We start from the raw sequence: 20,975 nt of genomic DNA on the forward strand, positions 1-20,975 counted from the left end.
TTTACGTGATATAATCTAAATAAAGAAAGCAAAATTGTCTATGGAGATGTGGTAAGTGTGAATATTCCTCCTTTAAATATTCCTGAGGAAAAGAGCGATAGTGTAAATTCAAAATTAGTTTCTAAGGATCTTCAAGCTGCCGGAGGCGGAGCAAATCTTGAAAATAAGAACAGTATAGATACCGTCAACAATAATTCCTTAGCCTTCCTTGACATTCCTCAATCTTTAGAGACAAATATCGCCTTAGGCATTTTATCTAAATTGAATTTGCCTATAACTGCTGAACGCATCAATATAATTATTGATTTATTAAAATACTTGGAAGGCGCTAAAAATCAAGAGTTCGAGGGGTTTACAGATGAAAATCCTCAAACTCAGTCTCAAAACTTATTGTTTTACAAGGCCGTTGACAGCTGGGCAAAAGCAGGACCTTCACCTTTAGAAACTCAGCTTTTAAAATATCTTGAAGGCTTTTCTCCAGCGTCAAAAGACAAAGAAATGGCTACGGAGAACCATGTCAAAGAAGGAATTTTAAAGGACTATCTTGCAGCGAAAGTCTTAAATGCCGCAAACAATCCTATAAACATAACTACTGATGAAAAGGCATACTTTTTTATAATCGAGCTGCCTGTATACCAGAAAATTTACATAAAAATTTCTCATGAAATTTTAGATTCTGCAAGACAGCAAGCGTTTGTTAAATTAAGCTTTATCGTAAATACAAAAAACCTGGGGGCGGTGCTTATTGAACTTACTTACTTGGACGGCACCATAAAGGCTGCTTCTACTTTTGAAAGTAAAAAATCGTTGGATTACATGAAGAATTTTCTCGCTGCTTCAAATAACACAAGCGCCTTAGTTCGCAATATGGAATTTAAAGTAGGTAAGATTTCTCTTGAAAATTTTCTTTTTGATAAAGCTGGACATTCTCCTCTAAAAGGAATAAATATTAAAATTTAGGGTGAAGCTATGGTAAAAGAATATAGTGCTAATAAAAACAAAAAAGCCGCAGCGCTGAAATACGACAGCAGTGCCGATAACGCACCAAAAATTTTAGCTTCCGGCAAAGGCTTTATAGCAGAAAAAATTTTAGAAATAGCAAAAGAAGAAAATATAGCTGTTTACAAAGATCCCGTTCTGGTAGAGGCATTGGTTAAGCTCGAGATAGGTCAAGAAATCCCGGCAGAGCTTTACAGGGCAGTTGCCGAAGTTCTTGCATTTATCTATTCAGCGGACATAGCCGGTTCTTTGGAATCTTTAGATAATGTTTAATCAAACTCTGTATTAACTTCATATACTCCCCCTATCTCTTGCAACTTCTGTTTTATTTCCTCGAATTCTAAGCGGTTAATTTTGGGAATCATTAAAGTTATCATTAACCTATTTTCATCCAAACTCTCCATCTTGATGTTTCTAATGCTGATATTCATTTCGCCGAGGCAAGAACCTATTTTCCCTAATTGGCCGGGACTGTCGTCTATTACCACAAACAGCATTTGTAAAAATCTCTTCTTTAAAATTAACTGATCCAACTTATTGAAAGTCATGAGAGTAAGCAGCATCATAAATGTAGCAAGAGTTGCTCCATAATAAAAACCTGCTCCGATTGCAAGACCAATTGCAGATACCGCCCATAGACTTGCAGCTGTAGTCAGTCCTTTTACAGAAGCTCCTTCCCTTATTATCGTGCCTGCGCCAAGGAAACCTATGCCGCTTACAACTTGAGCAGGTATTCGAGTAGGGTCTACATTGGTTTTCCCCTGAAACTGGCTAAAAATAAATATCGAAGTAAGCATGATTACAGCAGAACCCATACAAACTAATATATGCGTTCTAAAACCTGCCGGTTTATTAGTAGTTTCTCTTTCTAGGCCTATGATTCCGCCAAGCACAAGAGATAAGACAAGCCTTATGGTAAGTTCCGCATTGCTAAGAAGCATTGCTCCACCTCTTTTTATAATTTTCTTACTAAATTATACTCTATTATACTTCTCTTTAAAGCCCCGGGTCAACTATAGCGAGCTTTTTCAAGGAACTTTTCGGATAACTAATGCGTCAATATAGAAAAGAAGATAAAACTAGGGGGCGATAGAATCTAAAAATATATTTAACGCTGTTGACTAAGAATTCTACTAAAAACAAGAAAGGTTGAGATGTTATGAGAAAAAGAGTTTTTTCAACAATTATAGCTTTAGTATTCATGCTTTCTATTTTATCTCCTGGGGCAGCATCAGCTCAAACAGCTATTTCTCAGGAAAAGGCGATAGAAATTATTAAAAATCTATTTGACACATCTATTTATGATCAATTTAATATAAACTACAACGAAATTGATGAGAATAAAAACGTGTGGGAACTTAACTGGTCTCAGTCAAAGGAGGCCTATGGCAGCTTAAGTGCAAGCGTTGACAGCGATACAGGAAATATATTAAGTATTTATATGTACCGCGGTTACGATTCAGGAAGAACGACGTCAGGAATACCAAAGTACACAAAGAATCAAGCTTTAGAAATAGCGCAGAATTATGCTAAAAAAATTCAGCCATCTGAATTTGCCAAAACAAAGCTTACCGAATCTAAAGGCGCAGTTTATCCTACAAAAAACTATAGCGAAAGTTACTTCTTTAACTTTATCCGCACAGAGGGCAATATACCCGTTGAGAATAATTATATTAACGTAGAAGTAGACGGCTACACCGGCGATATTCTAAGCTATTCCTTTAATTGGTGCTGGGATCCATTGCCATCTGCTGCAAATCTAATCTTGCCGGAAGATGCGGAGAAAATTTTTAAGACTAATGATAAATTAGGTTTAAAGCTTGTATATAAACGCTACTTTGATTATTCCACAAAAAAAGAAGATATTAAACTGGTTTATGTTTTAAATTCGGAAAGATTTTTAATAGATGCAGTTACCGGAGAGATAATAGACGATAGGTATTATGATTTTTACGGTGCAGGCGCCGGAGAAAAATCAGCGCAAGCCGGATATGACACGTCTCTTACCCCTGCTGAAAGCAAGGAGGTTGAGATAACTAAAAACTGTATTTCAAAAGATGAGGCAATTAATATCGTTAAGAATTATATCACCATCCCTTCCGATTATAAGCAAAAGACGGCAAATCTTTATGAAATTTACGACGATCCGGGACAAAAAATATGGAATATTAGCTGGCAAAAAACAGATGAAAATGGTGACATCAGTGGTACCATATACGCATCAGTAAATGCACTGACCAAGGAATTATTGAGTTTCGATATTTATGATGATAGCAGATGGTCTCAAGAATTTAAGCAAAATTACGATAGAGCTGCGGCTCAGAAAAAAGCAGAAGAATTCTTGCAAAACTTCCAGCCTTCACGCTTTAAAAATGTGAAGCTTGAGGATATTGACACAAATATTGATGAATCCGAAAAAGCTCGCGAACATTATTTTGTTTATACAAGAATAGTTAATGAAATCCCATACAATGCCAATGGTTTTAATATAACGGTAGATTCTCAAAGCGGGCAGATAGTCAGTTATCGCATGGACTGGCACGAAAGAGTATTTCCGGATCCTACAGGAGTTATTCCAAAGGACAAGGCGCAGGAACAATTCTTGAAAAAGGTGGGTTTAGAATTAGTTTACGCCTACCTTTATAATCCCAAAGAGGAAGATGCAGGGAATTACAAACTGGTATACAAACCGAAAGATGCTGATTCTTACACCTTTGACGCTTTTGATTTTACACCTTTAGATTATAGCGGAAAACCCGTTAAAGAAGAAGTTGCAACTTCGTTTACCGACATCAAAGGACACTGGGCGGAAAAAGATATTCAGCTCCTAATTGATTTAGGCGTTATTGAATGCTCAGAAGACAAGTTCCTGCCCGATAAAAACATAACAGAAGGCGAGTTTGTAAAATTTCTCCTTTTAGCTAAGAATCAGAACATCCCTGATGATGCCTTGATGAAATCTTCGGATGCTGATGATATACAGCCATATATTGATTTAGCCTTAAAGCTGGGATGGATAAAGCCAAATGAGATAGATGCTAAAAGACTTATATCTCGCGAGAAAGCTGCCGCTCTTGTCGTAAGGGCCATGGGTCTTGAAAAGGCAGCAAGTCTTTCTGATATTTATAAAGATATTGCAGCCGACAGTACTTCCATAACAGCTGATTATAAGGGTCATGTAACACTAGCCTTAGGATTAAAACTTATGTCATGTGAAAACGACAAATTCAGTCCCAGCGGCAGTGTTACCCGGGCCGAGGCTGCAGCCATACTTGTAAGAATGCTTAGAAACCAGTAGTTCGCGCAATCATCGCGCGCCTGTATAGCGGGTGGTTTATGTTCCATTGCTGTGCGCTAAGCAGGCTAAAGTATATAATAAAAAGTGAGCTTAAAAGCACAAAACGCTTTTAAGCTCACTTTTTTGATTAAATTATTTCAGCATTAATTCCTTTAGCTTTTCAGCATCAATTTCTACCCTTGCCACTTTAGAGTTCATAGCTGCCTTTGCAACTTCATAGGCCACATTCGCGGCTACTCGCTTATCAAAGGCTCCCGGAATGCAATAATCCGGTGATAGCTCATCAGGAGAAATAAGTGACGCTATGGCATGGGCTGCCGCAATTTTCATTTCTTCGTTTATATCCGATGCCCTAACTTCTAAAGCGCCGCGGAAGATGCCGGGAAAGGCCAGCACGTTGTTTATCTGATTTGGAAAGTCTGAGCGGCCAGTGCCTATAACCTTTGCTCCGGCTGCTTTAGCCTCGTCCGGATATATTTCAGGCACAGGGTTTGCAAGAGCAAATACTATCGCATCTTTTCCCATCTTTTCTATCATTTCCTTTGTAACGGTTCCGGGGCCAGAAACTCCGACAAATATATCGCTTCCCTTTAAGGAGTCTGCGATAGTTCCTTTAATATTCTCTTTATTTGTCACATTTGCTAATTCTTGCTTACTTTCATTTAGGTTTTCCCTTCCCCTGTAAATTACCCCCTTGCTGTCGCACACAATTACATCGGCAACGCCTGCCGAAAGCAGAAGTTTTGTAATAGCAACCCCTGCGGCACCTGCTCCGCTTATAACAACCTTAACGTCCTTTATATCCTTATTTACTATTTTAAGTGCATTTATGGCAGCTGCAAGCACCACTACGGCAGTGCCATGTTGATCATCGTGAAATACAGGAATATCCAGTTCTTGTTTTAGTCTCTTTTCAACCTCAAAACATCTTGGAGCTGAAATATCCTCCAGATTGATTCCGCCGAAGGTCGGCGCTATGCGCTTAACTGTTTCCACGATTTCATCCACATCTTGAGTAGCAAGACAGATAGGAAATGCATCTACCCCTCCAAAATTCTTAAAAAGTACGGCTTTTCCTTCCATAACAGGCATACCTGCGGCAGCTCCGATATTGCCTAAGCCCAATACCGCTGAACCGTCTGTGACAACTGCAATCATACGGCCTTTTGCCGTATACTCATATATTAAATCCGGATTTTCTTTTATCTTCTTGCACGGTTCTGCTACACCCGGCGTATATGCAAGGCTTAGATCCTTTGCATCTTTTAAGGGAACCTTGCTAATTACCTCAATTTTCCCCTTGTTTTTTGCATGCAATTCAAGTGCTTCTTTTGTTAAATCCATATAAAGGCCTCCTATTGAATTTTGTATTTTTGGGGTTCGCTTTCATAAAGGTTGTTCCCCAACGAATCTATTACAACTATCGCCGGAAAGTCTTCCACATAGAATTTATGTATAGCTTCCGGCCCTAAATCCTCATAGCATACAATTTCTGCTTTTTTAATGCTTTTTGAAATTAACGCCGCAGCACCGCCTACAGCTGCAAAATAGACTGCGCCGTATGTCTTCATTGCATCAATTACTTCTTTTGATCTTACTCCTTTGCCAATCATTCCCTTTAAACCTAGTTTCAAAAGAGGCGGAGTATAGGGATCCATTCTGTAGCTTGTAGTAGGCCCTGCCGGTCCCACTGCATAACCGGGTTTTGCCGGCGCAGGGCCAACATAGTAGATAATTTGATTTTTTACTTCAAAAGGAAGCTCTTTCCCGGAATTTATCAGCTCTATCAGCCGCTTATGCGCAGCATCTCTCCCTGTGTAAATTATGCCGTTGATAAGTACGTTATCGCCAGCCTTAAGTTCTCTTACTTTTTCATCGTTTAAAGGCGCCTGTATCTTGATTGTCTCTGTCATGTTTATCCCACCCCCTATATTATCCTTTGTGCATGCCTTGCCGCATGACAGCAAATATTTACAGCTACAGGCAAGCCTGCTATATGTGTGGGAAATTGCTCGATATTTACAGCAAGAGCTGTTGTTCTGCCTCCCAGGCCTGCCGGTCCAACACCGGATTTATTGATTTCGTTTAAAATTTCAGCTTCCAACTCTGCGTATCTTTTATCCGGATTATGCTCGCCTACAGGTCTTGCGGTAGCTTTCTTAGCCAAGATTGCTGCAACTTCCATAGTCCCTCCGATACCTGCTCCAACTACAATCGGCGGGCAGGGATTCGGGCCTGCTTCTACCGCCGCAGTTACAATGAAGTTTTTAACGCCCTCTACTCCGTCTGCAGGTTTTAGCATCTTTATTCTGCTCATGTTTTCGCTGCCAAAACCCTTTGGGGTAACCAAAATACTTATCTTGTCCCCCGGAACAATTTTCAAATGAATTATTGCAGGTATATTGTATTTTGTATTCACACGATCAAACAAAGGATCATCTACTACCGATTTACGAAGATATCCTTCTGTATACGCCTGCTTTACTCCCTCATTGATAGCATCATTAAAATCACCGTCAATAATTGCAACTTCCTGACCAAGTTCTACGAATACAACCGCCATTCCTGTATCTTGGCAAATGGCTATTTTTTCTTCTGCTGCTATTTTATCATTTTTTATAATCTGTTCAATAACTGATTTTCCGATAGGCGACTCCTCTTTCTCATACTGAGCTTTTAATTTGCTTAAGACATCATCTCCGATTAAGTAATTTGCTTGCAAAAATAACTCTTTTACCGTTTGCTCGATTGTCCTTACGCTTACCTGTCGCAATTTAACAACTTCACTCCTTCGTAACATGTATTATAAAAAATACTTGCCTGTTATATTTATTTCTATTTATTTAACAAAATTCCTTCTTTTCATCTTAATATTTATCGATAATTATGACTCATTATGGCTGCTTTACTTTCTTTATTTGATTTTTTAGCCCCATTGTTGTAGAATTTACCTAGTTTCCCGCTTTTTCAATATGAAGATATAATTGGTGATGTATATGACAATATTAAGTGTTTCAAATTTAAATAAAAGTTTTGGAGATACCATCGTTCTCGAAAACATTAGTTTTTCAATTGAAGAAAATGACAGAATAGGGCTAATAGGATTAAACGGCACCGGAAAATCAACTTTGCTGAAAATCCTCGTTGGAAGCATGCCTTATGACAGTGGTAATATTTATATAGATAAAAATATCAAAATAGGTTATCTTGCCCAGGATACCGGTCTTGAAGGTTATAAGACTATAGGCGAGGCTCTTTCCTCTGTTTTTTTAAAACAAAAAGAACAAGAGGATGAACTGCACAGATTAGAAAATTTGATGGCTTCACCCAAAATTTATGAAGACGAAGATCGCTTAGAAGATTTAATGCATCAGTACTCTATGCTTTTTGAGGAATTTAAGGAAAATGGAGGCTTTGAAATTGAAAGCCGTATACGAGGAGTATTAAAAGGTCTTGGTTTTACAGATGAAGATTTGGAAATTTCGAGCCTTAGCGGTGGTCAAAAGACCCGCCTTGCTTTAGGGCGAATTTTACTGGAGTCTCCGGATCTTCTGCTTCTCGACGAGCCTACTAATTATTTGGATTTAGAATCTCTTCAGTGGTTGGAGGGTTTCTTGAAAAATTACCCAAAAGCATTCATGATTGTATCTCACGACAGATACTTCTTAGACAATACTGTAAAGAAAATTTTTGAGTTGGAAAATAATACTATCACATTATACAACGGAAATTACTCTGAATTTGTAGACAAAAAACAGGCTTTAGCAAGAATCCATGAAAAGCAAGAAAAAATTCGTCAAAAAGAGATTCAAAAGCTTGAAGAGAACATACAAACTTTTATCTCCCATAGGAATTATATCCAGGCTGAGAACCGAAAAAGAAGGCTGGAAGAATTACTGCCAAAGTCTATGTCCGGCAAAAGCAGCGCTCCTGCTGTTCGCTTGCGATTTGATATGCAGGATTCCAGCGGCAAAGAGGTGCTTAGAATTGAAAACTTAGGTTTTTCTTATGGCGACAAAAACATATTAAAGAATGTCAATTTAAAAGTCTTTCGAGGGGAGCGCATAGGCATAATCGGACCGAACGGCATAGGAAAGACTACATTTTTAAAGATACTTGCCGGTCAGCTTGAGCCTCAGGAAGGTTTTGTAAATTTCGGCCATCAGGTAGAGCCTGTGTATTTCGAGCAGGAGCAACAAGATTTTTCTTCTAAATCAACAGTGCTAGATGAAATGTGGAATGCTGCCCCCGGCCTTAGTCTTACTGAAATCAGGACTTTTTTGGCAGGTCTGTTGTTTTTCCAAGACGACATAGAAAAAACCGTCGATGTGCTAAGCGGTGGAGAAAAGAGCAGGCTTTCTCTTGGAAGGGTAATTCTTCAAGGAGCAAATCTTCTTTTACTTGACGAACCTACAAACCATCTTGACATAATTTCAAAAGAGAATTTAGAAGAAGCTTTAAAAAGCTTTAAGGGGACTATAATCGCAGTATCTCATGACAGATACTTTTTATCTAAAATTGCAACTCGAATCTGGGAATTTTCTGATGGTAATATTATAGATTTTGATGGTTCTTTCAGTTACTACCTGGAAAAGAAAAATGAAACTGCCAAAACTGAAGTTGCGTCCGAGAACAAAGAAAGCAAAACCGTAATTCAAAAAATCAAACTTCGCAAGAGGCAGGAACGGGAAAAAAAGAGGCAAGAAGAACTTGCAATAAAAGAACTGGAAGAAAATATTTTAAAAAAAGAAGAGGAATTGGAAGAACTGGAACATATGTTGTGCCAGCCGGAGGTATACAGTAACCCTGAAAATTCTCAAAAGGTTAATAAGGCATATAACCAAGTAATTTATGATTTGGAGCAACTATATGATGAGCTTGACAGGCTGGCTTAGAAGGAGCGATTTTTTTGAAAAAAGACATTATCGCAATGGGCATTGAAACATCTTGCGACGAAACTTCGGTTTCTATAGTAAAAAACGGCAGAAAAATCCTATCGAACACTATATTTTCTCAAATCAAACAGCATCAAAGATTTGGCGGTGTGGTGCCTGAAATCGCCTCAAGACAACATCTCGAAGCCATGGCTCACGTTGCGGAACAATCGCTGAAAGAGGCCGATATAAGTTTTAAAGATGTGGATTTGGTGGCAGTAACCCATGGACCGGGTCTTATAGGTGCCTTGCTGGTGGGGGTTTCTTATGCTAAAGGAGTGGCTTATGCTTTAAATAAGCCTTTAGTGGGAGTAAATCATATAGAGGGGCATATTTTCGCAAACTTTTTGGAGAATAACTTTGCTCCGCCATTTTTGTGCCTGGTTGTCTCAGGAGGTCATTCTCATTTAGTATATATTAATGATTACGGAGATTATGAAGTAATGGGAAGAACTATAGACGATGCAGCAGGAGAAGCTTTTGACAAGATAGCCAGAGCCCTTGGCTTAGGTTACCCCGGCGGGCCGGCTATTGAGGAAGCCGCAAAAAGTGGAAATGAAACAGCCATATCTTTTCCTGTGGCCCATATAGAAGAAAACGACCTTTCTTTTAGTTTTAGCGGTCTAAAATCTGCTGTTCTAAATTATTTGAACCATCAAAAGCAAAAAGGTGAACCTATAGTTGTGGAAGATGTGGCTGCCAGTTTTCAAAAGGCAGTAGTTGACGCCCTTGTAGAAAATACATTAAAGGCGGCTCAGCTAAAAGACGTTAGAGAAATTGCCTTAGCAGGCGGGGTAGCATCTAATCACAAGCTGCGGAATGAATTAACGAAAAGAGCGGGGGATAATTTCAGAATTCATTTTCCGCCGCCTATTCTCTGCACTGACAATGCGGCAATGATTGCTTGCGCCGGATATTACCAATATTTAAGAGGAGTAAAACATGATCTTTCTTTAAATGCTTATGCTAACTTGAGTTTATAGACAGGATGTAAGGAGAGATTAAAATGCGAAGGGTCGAAAGGCACAAGGCAGGATCTGTCAATTCTCTGTGGTTTTGGTATAAAACAGTAAATCCTTTAAAGGCAGTATACAACTTTATCTTAATTTATATTGCAAGGTTTGTGCCTTTTCTTCCTCTTAAAAATTTTATGTACAGACTCACCGGAATGAAGGTAGGAAAGAATGTATCCATAGGTCTTATGGCAATGTTTGATATATTTTTCCCTGAACTTATAGAAATCGGAGACAATACGATAATCGGCTATAATTCTACGATACTTGCTCATGAATACATGGTAAAAGAATGGGGAAAAGGAAGGGTTGTTATAGGGAAGAATGTGACAATAGGTGCAAATGTCACAATACTCGCCGGCATTGTCGTCGGCGATGATGCTACTGTTTCTGCCTGTTCGCTGGTTAATAAAGATGTGCCTTGCGGAGCTTTTGTTGGAGGGGTGCCGATAAAGCCTCTAAAGTGAGTCCTTCCACATTATAACTGCATCCTCGCCATCGTCTATATAATAGCCTCTTCGGATTCCGATTGGCTCGAAGCCAAGTTTGGAATATAGGTTTTGAGCTATATAATTGCTCTTGCGCACTTCTAAGGTCATTTTATTAGCGCCTTCAGTTTTAGCTAGCGCCATAAGAGATCTCATCAGTGTTTCTCCTACTCCCTTACCTCTGTATTCCGGCAAAACTCCTATATTGGTTACATGGGCTTCGTCTAAGATTATCCACATTCCTGCATAACCTATAATTTTACCGTTATGCCTTGCGATAATATAGTGTGCAAACTGATTATCGGTAAGCTCACACATAAAGGAATAACGAGACCAGGGTGTCTTAAAGCAATGGCGCTCTACCTCCATCACTTCGTCTAAATCTTTTACTTTCATAGTCTCAATTGTAAAATCATCCTCGGCTCTTTGTTCCATAACGCTCCTCCTGCTTTTCTTCAGCGCTGGACTTTCTTATATAAAAAGGTTTTATGGAAAAACAAGTGTCTTTCTCACCTTGCGCATATCTATCTAATGCCGCTGCCGCTATTGATGAAGCGCGCGGCATAGAAAATGCGGGATTTGCAAAAATTATATCACAATCAGAGCCGCTGCAACAGACATTTAGTACTTCTTTTAATAAAAAAACGCCATCGCCTAAAACTGTCACTTTTTCTTTGAGCGAAAAAAGCTCTTGTACTAACAGATCTGCTTTAATAAGTCTGTAGTCCCAAAGCCTGTTGAGCTTGCCTTCATCCCAACGGTAGAGTGATGTGTAAACTTCTTTACGCTGCGCATTTATTATCGGGCAAATTAAGGTTTTTGAGCCAATTAAGTTATAGGAAAGACCATCAAGGGTATTTATGCCTATCATCGGTTTGTCCAAGGCATGGGCTATGCCTTGGGCACAGGCCATGCCAATACGAATTCCGGTAAATGAGCCGGGCCCTTTGGCAACTCCGATTACATCCAGCTCTTCTGCAGTTGTCTCGGAATCTTTCAACACTTTATCGACAATCGGCATCATTTTTTCTGAATGCATTTTTTTATTATTCACAAGATACTCGGCAAACAGCTTTTCTTCGCTGAGAACAGCTGCTGCAGCAACAATTGAGGATGAATCGATTCCGAGAACTTTTGTCATTTATTTCCAACTCCTGAACAATTTTTCAGTTCTTCAATAATACTATCATAATGAGCGCTTTTTGAGGCAAATTTTATTTTTCGCTTACTTTCTCCCGATACCTTAAAATCTACCCACAAGACATCTTCGGGCAGTATCTCCTTTACTTTGTCAGCCCATTCCATTACAATAACAAAGTCTTGCAGGTAGTCATAAAATCCTATATTTTCCAGTTCCTCCGGATTTTTTAGTCTGTACACATCCATGTGAGCTAAGCTAACACTTCCACCGTGATATTCATTTATGATGGTAAAAGTAGGACTGGTAACTTCCTCATCTATCCCTAAGCCTTTGGCAACTCCCTTTGTAAAAGCGGTCTTACCTGCGCCCAAATCTCCGGTCAACGCCAAAAAGTCCCCTTTTACCAGTAACTTTCCCACTAGAACTCCCAGTTTTTCTGTTTGCTCTATATTTTCGCTTTCAAAAACTATTTCCATTTATTAAAATTCAACTCTCTTTATATGCAATCTCGCCGCTTACCAATACACAGGAAGGTTTGGACTTGACTTCCAGGGGATGGCCATTCCAAATGACGATATCCGCATCTTTTCCCTTTTGAATACTGCCAAGTCTATCAGATACGCCAAGAATTTCGGCAGGGTTTATAGTTATGGCAGCAAGAGCATCCTTCTCTTCCATTCCCTCGCGGACTGCCATAGCAGCACAAATTCTAAGATACTGTATCGGTATTACCGGATGATCTGTCATTATGGCAACTTTTATGCCTTTCTTTGACAAAATGCCCGGTGTTTCAAATGTTAGATTTTCAAGTTCTATTTTTGAGCGAGATGAAAGGGATGGCCCGACTATTGCAGGGATACCAAAACTTGCAAACTCGTCAGCTATTAAATGGCCTTCTGTGCAATGTTCTATAACTATATCTGCATCAAACTCTTTTGCAATCCTTATAGCAGTCATAATATCATCTGCTCTGTGGGCATGTGCTCTCAGCGGTATTTTTTTGTCTAATACATCGCACAGCGCTTCCATTTTAAGGTCTCTTTCAACAAACTTTTCCGGATCGCTTTTTTCACGCTTTGTCTTGTAATTTTGCGCGCTTATTAAAGCTTCTCTAAGCAAGGCCGCGCTTGCCATTCTTGTGGAGGGCATTTTTTTCTGCTCGCCATAAACCCTTTTTGGGTTTTCCCCAAAGGCAATCTTTAATCCTGCCGGATTTCTCACAATCATATTATCGACAATTTTCCCATAGGTTTTTATGACAACAGACTGCCCACCGATAACATTGGCGCTGCCAGGCCCTGTAAAAGCCGCTGTAATGCCGCCTTTTACAGCATCATCAAAAGCTCTGTCTGCAGGATTTATTGCATCAATAGCCCTAAGTTGGGGGGTTATCGGATCTGTGCATTCGTTTCCGTCTTCTCCGGGTTCCCCAACAACTTCTTCATAAAGTCCGATATGACTGTGGGCATCTATAAAGCCGGGAAACACATACTCCCCTGCAGCATCAATTACTTGTGCGTTTTGAGGTGCTTTTAAATTCTCCCCCACTTCCGCTATTTTCCCATTATCAACAATTATGGTTCCGTTTTCAATAAATTTGCCTTCTATGTTGTTATATATTTTCCCATTTATAATAGCAATCATTCTTATTTTATCCTCCGTATATTATTCATTTTATACCGCCTGTTAATACCAGCATTGCTCTAAATACTTTAAAACTTTCCAAATAGTCCCTGCCGGTATAAACTACCGTCCTTGCACTTTTTCTTGTAACTCCAGGTATTAATTCGGTCATTGCCGCCATATCAGATATTGTAAAGGTAACTTCAAGCTCTACCGGCTCTTTTTCTACCGTAGGTTTAAGCTTTGGGATTTTTTTCATCGCCTCAGCGACACCTTCTTTTAATTTGGGTGCAACTTGGGTGAAGGGATGAATTATTGCCGCTGTCCGCCCTACTGACTTTTTAACAGCAACGCCTACCGGCTCAAAAAGCTCCTCTTTTGCACATCTTATTGCATTTTGGTCTCCTGATATAAACGCCACCGGAACATGATAGTAGCCAGCTACGCGGCCGTTTAAACCAGCCTCACTCAAGGGCTTTCCGTTTACTTTAGCTTCCAAAACCCGGAAAGTATATGTATGATCAATTATGGATTCACTGCTTCCCGCTCTGGCATGATATCCTACGAAAAAAACCGCATCGAAAGATTGGTCTATTCCTTCCATCATGCTAAGGGGTTTACGATCGCCGCTTATAAGGGATGCTCGCGAGTCAAGCTCTTCGATAAGAATGTTGTCCATGTTATTATGAGAGTCGTTGACAACAACCTCTTTTGCGCCATTGTCAAATGCTGCCTCTATAACTGCGTTTACTTCTTTTGTCATCATGAGTCTTGCTCTTTCATATTCGCTGTTTCCCGGCTCTGTCTGCTGCATGGAGACAACCCCGGAAATCCCTTCCATATCGGCAGAAATATAGATTTTCATAAAAAGTCCCCTTCCTCTTTTTAGGTTACCTTAAGGCTTCCGCCTTCTCTGCGGCCTCTATCAAAGCCTCAAACAAACTAAAAAATCTCGGCTCACAAAGCATTTCTTCCGGATGCCACTGAACTCCGACACAAAATCTATCTCTATCAATAGATTCTATAGCTTCAATAATTCCGTCCGGCGCTATCGCACAGATTTTGAAGCCCGGCGCAACCTCTTTTATGGCCTGGTGGTGAAAGCTGTTAACTCTTAGTTTCCTATGTCCAAACAAACGAAAAACTATAGAATCTTCTTCGCAAATTTCAATTTCATGGCTTTTATACCAGCGAGGAGCATCTTGCTCATGCTTTAATGGATTCTCTAGGTGAGCAGTCACGTCCTGAATCAGTGTTCCACCAAAAGCAACATTTAAAACTTGCATCCCCCGGCAGATACCTAATATCGGCTTTTTAAGCTCAAACATTTCCCTTGTTATCAATATTTCGGCGGTATCTCTGTCAGGGTCTATGTTCCCTAATTGAGGAATCGGCTTTTCGTTATAATGCATCGGATCTACATCAGGACCGCCCGACAAAACAATTCCATCTAATTTTTCGCTCAAATCTTTAAGTGCCGCTTCATTTCTAATCGGTGGTATGCATACAGGCAATCCGCCTGCCAGTTCAATAGTGCGAAAAAAATTTTCGTTGATTTTTGCCTGATTTTTGTTGTAATCATATGACATCGTAACACCTATTAATGCCACTTGGCAATCAGCCCCTTTCCTTAAAGAACGCCTACGGCAGCTTTTACTACAACAGGATCAAACTGGCTTCCGGCATTCCTTGCCAGCTCTTCCTTGGCTTCTCTTCTGCTTCTTGACTTTTGGTAAGGTCTTAGTGATGTCATGGCATCAAAAGAATCTGCTACAGCCATTATGCGAGCTCCCAGCGGGATATTTTCACCTCTTAAACCTTCCGGATAGCCAAAGCCATCGTACCTTTCGTGATGGCCTCCGGCAACTAACACTAAATCTTTTAGCTCACTTATCATACTGACAATTTCCATAGTATACACCGGATGCCTTTTCATCAGCTTAAACTCTTCGAGAGTTAAGGAAGACGGCTTATCTAAAATGCTCTTTGGTACTGCAACTTTACCGGCATCATGGAGATAAGCTGCAATTTCATATCTTTTAGCCGTTTTTTCTTCAATACCCATACCTTTTGCAATTTCATATGTATAAGACGCTACACGTTCCGAATGGCCTGCTGTATAGCTGTGCTTTGCGTCAATGACTTGAGCAAAAACTTTTGCGGCATTTTCAACATCAGTCTTACAGGACGAAAGGTCAACGGGAGGTAATTCCCTTACAACCTTTGGAAGTATTTCCGAAACTGCTTTTTCGCTGATTACTTTATCAAAAAAATCATCTTCTTCCAAGGTTGCAATCATCAATTCGTACATCAAATCAGAAAATTCACTACCTCTACGTCCCATTAATGCGGTTTTAATGCCATTGAAATCTAGCGGTGGTTTTACCCGCGCAAGCAGGTCAAAAGTATCTGCTATTCTTAATATTTGACCTCCTATATTTATGGCATTACCCTTTGCTCCATGGGGGTATCCGCTGCCGTCCCAGTACTCATGGTGATCCATAATCATATCAGCAGCTATAGACAGCGGCTCAATTTCTCTTATAACTTTGGCGCCTTTTTCCGGATGTTTTAAAAGTATAGGATTTTTAAAATGTTCCTTTTGATCTATATACCATGTAACATGATTTTCTAGTGATATTGCGCCTATATCATGTAAAAGACCCGCATAAAATATTTGAGTCCTATATTCAGGCAATATCTTCTGCGCCATCTTTTCTGCCAGGATACCAACTCTCCACCCATGGTAAAGTTTCCTATTTTCATCCAGATCCATCATTAAGGCCAGCGCCATCATCAGCTCCGTAAAAAACCGCGTCTTGATTTTCATACCATTCCTCCGGTGAAAGTATAGTCTATGTTTTGTTGTATTAAAATATGTAATTGATAACTCGCTGCCCTAATTTCTTTTTTAAATGATCAACCCTTATACTTCATCATCAAGCCCCAAACTTACTTTCAAAGCCTTATCAACTTTCTTCATTATCTCTTGATCTAATATAGTTATTTTTTGTTTCAATCTTCTCTTATCAATGGTACGCAGCTGTTCAAGCAAGATTACGGAATCTTTTTCAAGTCCGTAATCTTTGCTTGGCAGTTCAACATGTGTAGGCAATTTCGCCTTGTCTATTTGAGAAGTAATTGCAGCAATAATAACCGTGGGGCTGTATTTATTCCCCACGTCATTTTGCACAATTAATACCGGTCTTATGCCCCCTTGTTCGGAACCTACGACCGGATTTAAGTCCGCATAAAAAATTTCGCCACGCCTAACCAGCACATTATTCACACCCCGAAAGTCTTGTTTCATATATCACAAAATCCTTAAAATCCTCACATAATCCAATTTCCGCAAACTGCGCATTCAGCTCTGCCATTTGCAAATAGCCATTTTTCAATTGCTCTTTCATCAGGGATTTCTCCATTTCTTTTAAATACGATTTCATTGCATCGCATATAAAATCATTGCGATTTTTGTTCGCCAATGAGATAAAATAATCCGCTTCTTTCAATAAATTATCCGGCAAACTAATGACAATCTGCCTTAGTTCTGACATGATGATACCGGCACCCCCTGCTTATGCTTTAAAATAATGCCCAGGTACGTATCCATTATACATATTCTGGCACTGCCGTGTCAATCTTGTAGAAACACAGCCGCAATGACTGTTTTAGGATTTTAACAAAAAATTTTTGACCTTACTTACTTTTCCGCCGCTAATATACACCCTAGGTACTCGTTTTGAGATGCCACAAGTTATCTCATAGTTTATAGTGCCTATGATGTCTGCAAGATCCTCAGCCGAAATACTCTCATTACCGTAAGAACCTATTAGAATAACTTCATCCCCCTGCATCACCTCTTCTTTCACATCAGTTACATCTATCATGCATTGGTCCATACATATTCTTCCTACAATCGGCGCTCGCTGTCCATTTACAAGTACATGGGCTTTAGACGACAATAGCCTTGAATAACCATCTGCATATCCTATGGGTAATGTAGCTATAAGGCTCTGTCTCTGTGTAATATAGGTTCCGCCGTAGCTTATGGCTTTGCCCTTTGGAACAGATTTAACATGAGCAATCCTGGTTTTAAGGCTCATCACAGGTTTAAGCCTTACCTTTTCTCGGGGCACCTCTTTTGAAGGATACATACCATAAATTATGATGCCCGGCCTTACCATATCAAGATGAGTCTGGGGATAGCTTATTATAGCTGCGCTATTTGCCACATGTTTTATAGGAATCTTTAAGCTGTCATTCTCTATCGCATTTACAGCATTTGTAAAGCTTTGAAACTGCTGATAAGTGGCACTGCTGTCTTTTTCGTCCGCTTTTGCAAAATGTGTGAATATCCCCTCTACCTCAAGTCCTTGCAGTTTGCAAATTTCTTTTATTTGACCAATAGAAGCTTCATCGGTTTGAAAACCGATTCTGCTCATCCCTGTGTCAAGCTTTATGTGCACCTTGGCCTTTTTATTCTGCTTCAAAGCTTTTTCGGAAAGAATCTTCGCAGATTCTACATTATATATAGTTTGAGTAATATCATATTCTATTATTGTATCAAATTGAACAGATGGTGTAAAACCTAAAATTAGAATAGGGATTTTTATGCCCTTTTGTCTGAGCTCTACTGCTTCATCAAGAAATGCCACCGCAAGATAAGATGCTCCTGATGCAATGGCGACTTCAGCAACTTCAAAAGCTCCATGGCCGTATCCATCGGCTTTTACAACCGCACATAGCTTTGCATTTTGCGAGATGGCTTTTTTGATTTCAGCAAAATTGTAGCGCAGGTTATCTAGATCAATTTCAGCCCAAGTAGGCCTGATATTTAAAAGTTCGTCAGACATCTTGATGCTCCTTTTTGATTTTATAAAAAGCTTTATACAAATAGTTGATTATATCTCCCGCCGAAAGATATATTTCGGTTTTATCTAAAGCTGCAAAATCTCCAGCCAAGCCGTGCAAGTATACAGCCGATGCAGCCGCTTCATGAGGCTCCATGCCCCTTGCCAAAAAAGCTCCTATCATTCCAGAAAGCACATCTCCGCTGCCGCCTGTTGCCATACCGGGATTACCGGTAGGATTTATAAAGAGTTCATTGGAAGGTGTAGCTATAAGAGTCCTGGCCCCCTTCAGAACCGCAACACATCCGAATCTTTTTGCAGCAGTTCTCGCTGCGCCTATCCTGTCTTCTTGTATTTGGGCAGAGGTCATGTTTAAAAGCCGTCCCATTTCACCGGGGTGTGGTGTAATAATTACCGGCGCGCTAATATCTTTTAATATGTCCGGATTATCTGCTAGGGCATTTAAACCATCTGCATCGATGACTATAGGAACAGGGCATTTTAAGATAAATTGCTGCACAAATTTTTTGGTTTCATTTTTTTGTGAAATGCCCGGACCCAAAACAACAGCATTGCATGTTGAGGCAAATTCTATGGCTGTATTGAGGGCATCTAAGCTCAAGCAGCGATCAGATGTTTCAGCAAGGGGAAGTTTCATGGCTTCGGTAAGCTTTGTCTCTAAAATATCATCTAAACTTTTGGGAATGCCCACTGTAACAAGACCTGCTCCGCTTCTGACAGCGGCTGTTGCCGAAAGAGCTGCTGCTCCGGTCATGCCTTGCGAACCTGCAATAATAAAGACTTTTCCAAATGTTCCCTTATGGGCATCGGGCGGATAGGCCTTAAAACAGGATGCAACCCACTTGTCTTCTAAAAGTTCAGCTTCAGCTTCGATTGATTCCTCTACAATTTTAGGCATGCCAATATCGGCAATTTTAATATTGCCTGCGTATTCGGCGCCGGGATACAATAAGAGTCCTGTCTTTAAAGCACCCATAGTTACAGTTTCCTCAGCCTTTATAGCAGTGCCAAGAACTTTACCGCTTTCACCGGATATTCCAGAAGGTATGTCAACTGCAATCACAGGAATTTTGAGTGAATTTATTAATTCTATTACGTCGCGTGCTATGCCTTTAACTTCGCCTTTTAATCCTGTTCCGAATATAGCATCGATTATAATAGAAGATTCCTTTATTTTTTCTTCAATCGAGCTTAAATCTGAGGATTTACCGATGATTTCAATCGGAAGTTCCATTTCTTCTACAATTTTAAGATTTAGGCCGGCATCTCCTATGATATCTTCAGGATTTGCAATAAGATATATAGTTGTACCAAAACCCATGTTGGAAAGATGCCTTGCGGCTACAAATCCATCACCGCCATTATTTCCTTTACCGCAAAATACTGCGATTTTTGCTTTGTTTGCCGACATGCCACTATTTTTTCGCTCAAACAAATTTTTTGCGGCTAGCGCAACCTCTCTTCCGGCATTTTCCATTAATATCGCACCGGGAACTTTATATTCTTCTATTGCCATCTGGTCCATTTTTCTCATTGTAACAGGACTTACTACCTTCATCCACCGCACCTCCAAGGGCTACAGCAAAAGCTATGGCATATTCTCTGCTGTGAGAAATAGTAATGAGTATTTTTTCAAAACCCTTCGTTTTAAATATTTCAAAGGCCTTTCCATTTAGGATAATCATAGGCTTGCCTGATTCTTCGTTTAAGACTTCGATATCCTTCCATTTCATACCGGAAAAACCAGTACCTAAAGCCTTTGCCACAGCTTCTTTTGCAGCAAATTTGCCTGCAAGATGGGTATAGTAGCTTTTTTTTGCACTTATTTCAGTAAGCTCGCAAGCTGTAAAAAAGCGGTCCTCAAATTTCTTCCTTCTGCAGGCATTTTTTATTCTATTTATTTCAATTATGTCTACTCCAATTTCCATTTTGACCTCTTTTGATAAACATTTTAGAAAACAATGTGCCAAACATTGGGCACATAGTATTTTATTTCGATATTTGTCCTAAAAAACCTTTATAGTTTAAAAATTTAATACAAATTCATTGACCTTTTCTGACCTTTATGATATAATAGCGTTAAATTTCGAAGTTTAAAAATTTAGTGAGGAGGAGATTTTTATGCAAGACAGAGGTTTAATTCCTTGGAGACGGCGTAAACACTCACTTCCTGATTTGTTAGACTTGATGTTGGACACTGATGATTTTTCTGATTTTCTCGATGAGTTCGAGACAAGGTCTTTTAGAGTAGATGTAAAAGAAACCGACAAGGAATATATAGTTGAGGCAGATCTTCCCGGATGTGATAAGAACAACATAAATGTAAGTTATGATGACGGCGTTTTGACAATTGCCGCAAGCTATGAAGAAACCGCAGAAGAAAAAGATAAGAATTATATTCGTCGTGAGCGCCGGCGCGGTAATTTCTCAAGATCTCTCTCAATCCCTGAAGACGTTAAGGCTGATGAAATTAAAGCAAGTTTTAAGGATGGAGTTTTAAAAGTTACCTTGCCAAAATCAGGAGTGGCAAAATTAAGTGGAAAAGTAATAAACGTCGAATAAATATTTTATTAAGCTGTAATATATAAGATAATTGGGTTGGCTT

23 protein-coding genes are annotated in these 20,975 nt (G+C 39.6%); 7 read left to right on the plus strand and 16 right to left on the minus strand.

Going from position 1 to position 20,975, the window contains the following annotated elements; all coding sequences use genetic code 11:
- Positions 1–57: 57 nt before the first annotated feature.
- The gene (locus TSYNT_RS06245; RefSeq protein WP_059032637.1) at positions 58–960 is read left to right on the plus strand and encodes a hypothetical protein; all 903 of its coding nucleotides are present in this window, start codon (positions 58–60) and stop codon (positions 958–960) included.
- Positions 961–969: 9 nt separating this feature from the next.
- Positions 970–1,272 (plus strand): EscU/YscU/HrcU family type III secretion system export apparatus switch protein, encoded by a 303-nt coding sequence (locus TSYNT_RS06250; protein ID WP_059032638.1) that lies wholly within the window; start codon positions 970–972, stop codon positions 1,270–1,272.
- Here TSYNT_RS06250 and TSYNT_RS06255 read toward each other — a convergent pair.
- Positions 1,269–1,940 carry an MgtC/SapB family protein gene (locus TSYNT_RS06255; protein ID WP_059032639.1) on the minus strand — a complete coding sequence of 224 codons (672 nt, stop codon included), beginning with the start codon at positions 1,938–1,940 and terminating at the stop codon, positions 1,269–1,271. The two genes, TSYNT_RS06250 and TSYNT_RS06255, sit on opposite strands and share 4 nt — an antisense overlap.
- 218 nt (positions 1,941–2,158) lie before the next feature.
- On the opposite strand from TSYNT_RS06255, the gene TSYNT_RS06260 reads away from it, so the two are divergent.
- Positions 2,159–4,297, plus strand: a complete 2,139-nt coding sequence (locus TSYNT_RS06260; protein WP_059032640.1) for a YcdB/YcdC domain-containing protein — start codon at positions 2,159–2,161, stop codon at positions 4,295–4,297.
- Between the two features lie 132 nt (positions 4,298–4,429).
- On the opposite strand, the gene TSYNT_RS06265 is transcribed toward TSYNT_RS06260, so the two are convergent.
- Genes TSYNT_RS06265 through TSYNT_RS06275 form a run of 3 tightly spaced genes read right to left on the minus strand, consistent with a single transcriptional unit; the run spans position 4,430 to position 7,070 of the window.
- Positions 4,430–5,641: an NAD(P)-dependent malic enzyme gene (locus TSYNT_RS06265; RefSeq protein WP_059032641.1), complete on the minus strand. Its 1,212-nt coding sequence runs from the start codon at positions 5,639–5,641 to the stop codon at positions 4,430–4,432.
- Between the two features lie 11 nt (positions 5,642–5,652).
- Positions 5,653–6,210: a Fe-S-containing hydro-lyase gene (locus tag TSYNT_RS06270; RefSeq protein WP_059032642.1), complete on the minus strand. Its 558-nt coding sequence runs from the start codon at positions 6,208–6,210 to the stop codon at positions 5,653–5,655.
- Between the two features lie 14 nt (positions 6,211–6,224).
- Positions 6,225–7,070 (minus strand): fumarate hydratase, encoded by an 846-nt coding sequence (locus tag TSYNT_RS06275; RefSeq protein WP_059032643.1) that lies wholly within the window; start codon positions 7,068–7,070, stop codon positions 6,225–6,227.
- A gap of 223 nt (positions 7,071–7,293) precedes the next feature.
- Between TSYNT_RS06275 and TSYNT_RS06280 the strand changes: the two genes are divergently transcribed.
- From TSYNT_RS06280 to TSYNT_RS06290, 3 genes are read left to right on the plus strand one after another with little or no spacing between them, the layout of a single operon-like run.
- Entirely contained in the window at positions 7,294–9,192 is a 1,899-nt protein-coding gene (locus TSYNT_RS06280; protein WP_059032644.1) for an ABC-F family ATP-binding cassette domain-containing protein, read from the plus strand.
- A 35-nt stretch (positions 9,193–9,227) separates the two neighbouring features.
- A complete protein-coding gene (gene tsaD / locus TSYNT_RS06285; protein ID WP_174221086.1) occupies positions 9,228–10,214 on the plus strand; it encodes a tRNA (adenosine(37)-N6)-threonylcarbamoyltransferase complex transferase subunit TsaD in 987 nt (328 codons plus the stop codon).
- 23 nt (positions 10,215–10,237) lie between these two features.
- A complete protein-coding gene (locus TSYNT_RS06290) occupies positions 10,238–10,711 on the plus strand; it encodes an acyltransferase (protein ID WP_059032646.1) in 474 nt (157 codons plus the stop codon).
- Here the strand turns inward: TSYNT_RS06290 and rimI are convergent.
- The 12 genes from rimI to acpS form a co-directional block, all read right to left on the minus strand.
- Positions 10,703–11,167, minus strand: coding sequence for a ribosomal protein S18-alanine N-acetyltransferase (gene rimI, locus TSYNT_RS06295; RefSeq protein WP_059032647.1), 465 nt, complete (start codon positions 11,165–11,167; stop codon positions 10,703–10,705). The two genes, TSYNT_RS06290 and rimI, sit on opposite strands and share 9 nt — an antisense overlap.
- Positions 11,145–11,873 carry a tRNA (adenosine(37)-N6)-threonylcarbamoyltransferase complex dimerization subunit type 1 TsaB gene (tsaB, locus tag TSYNT_RS06300; protein ID WP_059032648.1) on the minus strand — a complete coding sequence of 243 codons (729 nt, stop codon included), beginning with the start codon at positions 11,871–11,873 and terminating at the stop codon, positions 11,145–11,147. The genes rimI and tsaB overlap by 23 nt, the downstream gene beginning before the upstream one ends.
- Positions 11,870–12,349: a tRNA (adenosine(37)-N6)-threonylcarbamoyltransferase complex ATPase subunit type 1 TsaE gene (gene tsaE / locus TSYNT_RS06305; protein ID WP_083497675.1), complete on the minus strand. Its 480-nt coding sequence runs from the start codon at positions 12,347–12,349 to the stop codon at positions 11,870–11,872. The genes tsaB and tsaE overlap by 4 nt, the downstream gene beginning before the upstream one ends.
- Before the next feature lie 10 nt (positions 12,350–12,359).
- Positions 12,360–13,517, minus strand: a complete 1,158-nt coding sequence (locus TSYNT_RS06310; RefSeq protein WP_059032649.1) for an amidohydrolase — start codon at positions 13,515–13,517, stop codon at positions 12,360–12,362.
- Positions 13,518–13,542: 25 nt separating this feature from the next.
- On the minus strand, positions 13,543–14,361 hold the full coding sequence (locus TSYNT_RS06315) for a M55 family metallopeptidase (protein WP_059032650.1): 819 nt from the start codon (positions 14,359–14,361) through the stop codon (positions 13,543–13,545).
- A 25-nt stretch (positions 14,362–14,386) separates the two neighbouring features.
- Positions 14,387–15,106: a gamma-glutamyl-gamma-aminobutyrate hydrolase family protein gene (locus tag TSYNT_RS06320; protein WP_238142651.1), complete on the minus strand. Its 720-nt coding sequence runs from the start codon at positions 15,104–15,106 to the stop codon at positions 14,387–14,389.
- 20 nt (positions 15,107–15,126) lie between these two features.
- Entirely contained in the window at positions 15,127–16,326 is a 1,200-nt protein-coding gene (locus TSYNT_RS06325) for an HD-GYP domain-containing protein (RefSeq protein WP_059032651.1), read from the minus strand.
- A gap of 96 nt (positions 16,327–16,422) precedes the next feature.
- Positions 16,423–16,806: a type II toxin-antitoxin system PemK/MazF family toxin gene (locus TSYNT_RS06330; protein ID WP_083497676.1), complete on the minus strand. Its 384-nt coding sequence runs from the start codon at positions 16,804–16,806 to the stop codon at positions 16,423–16,425.
- Positions 16,778–17,053, minus strand: a complete 276-nt coding sequence (locus TSYNT_RS06335) for a CopG family ribbon-helix-helix protein (RefSeq protein WP_059032653.1) — start codon at positions 17,051–17,053, stop codon at positions 16,778–16,780. The genes TSYNT_RS06330 and TSYNT_RS06335 overlap by 29 nt, the downstream gene beginning before the upstream one ends.
- Before the next feature lie 114 nt (positions 17,054–17,167).
- Positions 17,168–18,352 carry an alanine racemase gene (alr, locus tag TSYNT_RS06340; protein ID WP_059032654.1) on the minus strand — a complete coding sequence of 395 codons (1,185 nt, stop codon included), beginning with the start codon at positions 18,350–18,352 and terminating at the stop codon, positions 17,168–17,170.
- Positions 18,345–19,928, minus strand: a complete 1,584-nt coding sequence (locus TSYNT_RS06345) for a bifunctional ADP-dependent NAD(P)H-hydrate dehydratase/NAD(P)H-hydrate epimerase (RefSeq protein WP_059032655.1) — start codon at positions 19,926–19,928, stop codon at positions 18,345–18,347. Before TSYNT_RS06345 ends, alr begins: the two co-directional genes overlap by 8 nt.
- Entirely contained in the window at positions 19,867–20,298 is a 432-nt protein-coding gene (gene acpS, locus TSYNT_RS06350; protein ID WP_059032656.1) for a holo-ACP synthase, read from the minus strand. The genes TSYNT_RS06345 and acpS overlap by 62 nt, the downstream gene beginning before the upstream one ends.
- A 193-nt stretch (positions 20,299–20,491) precedes the next feature.
- On the opposite strand from acpS, the gene TSYNT_RS06355 reads away from it, so the two are divergent.
- Positions 20,492–20,932 (plus strand): Hsp20/alpha crystallin family protein, encoded by a 441-nt coding sequence (locus tag TSYNT_RS06355; RefSeq protein WP_059032657.1) that lies wholly within the window; start codon positions 20,492–20,494, stop codon positions 20,930–20,932.
- The last annotated feature ends 43 nt before the right edge of the window (positions 20,933–20,975 follow it).

It is taken from the genome of Tepidanaerobacter syntrophicus, assembly GCF_001485475.2.
In the GTDB taxonomy this organism is placed as follows: Bacteria; Bacillota; Thermosediminibacteria; order Thermosediminibacterales; family Tepidanaerobacteraceae; genus Tepidanaerobacter; species Tepidanaerobacter syntrophicus.

What these genes read in the sequence shown, in the direction of transcription:
- TSYNT_RS06250 (WP_059032638.1), top strand. Translation starts at nt 970, where the DNA reads ATGGTAAAAGAATATAGTGCTAATAAAAACAAAAAAGCCGCAGCGCTG.
- TSYNT_RS06255 (WP_059032639.1), bottom strand. Translation starts at nt 1,940, where the DNA reads ATGCTTCTTAGCAATGCGGAACTTACCATAAGGCTTGTCTTATCTCTT.
- TSYNT_RS06260 (WP_059032640.1), top strand. Translation starts at nt 2,159, where the DNA reads ATGAGAAAAAGAGTTTTTTCAACAATTATAGCTTTAGTATTCATGCTT.
- TSYNT_RS06265 (WP_059032641.1), bottom strand. Translation starts at nt 5,641, where the DNA reads ATGGATTTAACAAAAGAAGCACTTGAATTGCATGCAAAAAACAAGGGG.
- TSYNT_RS06270 (WP_059032642.1), bottom strand. Translation starts at nt 6,210, where the DNA reads ATGACAGAGACAATCAAGATACAGGCGCCTTTAAACGATGAAAAAGTA.
- TSYNT_RS06280 (WP_059032644.1), top strand. Translation starts at nt 7,294, where the DNA reads ATGACAATATTAAGTGTTTCAAATTTAAATAAAAGTTTTGGAGATACC.
- tsaD (WP_174221086.1), top strand. Translation starts at nt 9,228, where the DNA reads ATGGGCATTGAAACATCTTGCGACGAAACTTCGGTTTCTATAGTAAAA.
- TSYNT_RS06290 (WP_059032646.1), top strand. Translation starts at nt 10,238, where the DNA reads ATGCGAAGGGTCGAAAGGCACAAGGCAGGATCTGTCAATTCTCTGTGG.
- rimI (WP_059032647.1), bottom strand. Translation starts at nt 11,167, where the DNA reads ATGGAACAAAGAGCCGAGGATGATTTTACAATTGAGACTATGAAAGTA.
- tsaB (WP_059032648.1), bottom strand. Translation starts at nt 11,873, where the DNA reads ATGACAAAAGTTCTCGGAATCGATTCATCCTCAATTGTTGCTGCAGCA.
- tsaE (WP_083497675.1), bottom strand. Translation starts at nt 12,349, where the DNA reads ATGGAAATAGTTTTTGAAAGCGAAAATATAGAGCAAACAGAAAAACTG.
- TSYNT_RS06310 (WP_059032649.1), bottom strand. Translation starts at nt 13,517, where the DNA reads ATGATTGCTATTATAAATGGGAAAATATATAACAACATAGAAGGCAAA.
- TSYNT_RS06315 (WP_059032650.1), bottom strand. Translation starts at nt 14,361, where the DNA reads ATGAAAATCTATATTTCTGCCGATATGGAAGGGATTTCCGGGGTTGTC.
- TSYNT_RS06325 (WP_059032651.1), bottom strand. Translation starts at nt 16,326, where the DNA reads ATGAAAATCAAGACGCGGTTTTTTACGGAGCTGATGATGGCGCTGGCC.
- TSYNT_RS06330 (WP_083497676.1), bottom strand. Translation starts at nt 16,806, where the DNA reads ATGAAACAAGACTTTCGGGGTGTGAATAATGTGCTGGTTAGGCGTGGC.
- TSYNT_RS06335 (WP_059032653.1), bottom strand. Translation starts at nt 17,053, where the DNA reads ATGTCAGAACTAAGGCAGATTGTCATTAGTTTGCCGGATAATTTATTG.
- alr (WP_059032654.1), bottom strand. Translation starts at nt 18,352, where the DNA reads ATGTCTGACGAACTTTTAAATATCAGGCCTACTTGGGCTGAAATTGAT.
- TSYNT_RS06345 (WP_059032655.1), bottom strand. Translation starts at nt 19,928, where the DNA reads ATGAAGGTAGTAAGTCCTGTTACAATGAGAAAAATGGACCAGATGGCA.
- acpS (WP_059032656.1), bottom strand. Translation starts at nt 20,298, where the DNA reads ATGGAAATTGGAGTAGACATAATTGAAATAAATAGAATAAAAAATGCC.
- TSYNT_RS06355 (WP_059032657.1), top strand. Translation starts at nt 20,492, where the DNA reads ATGCAAGACAGAGGTTTAATTCCTTGGAGACGGCGTAAACACTCACTT.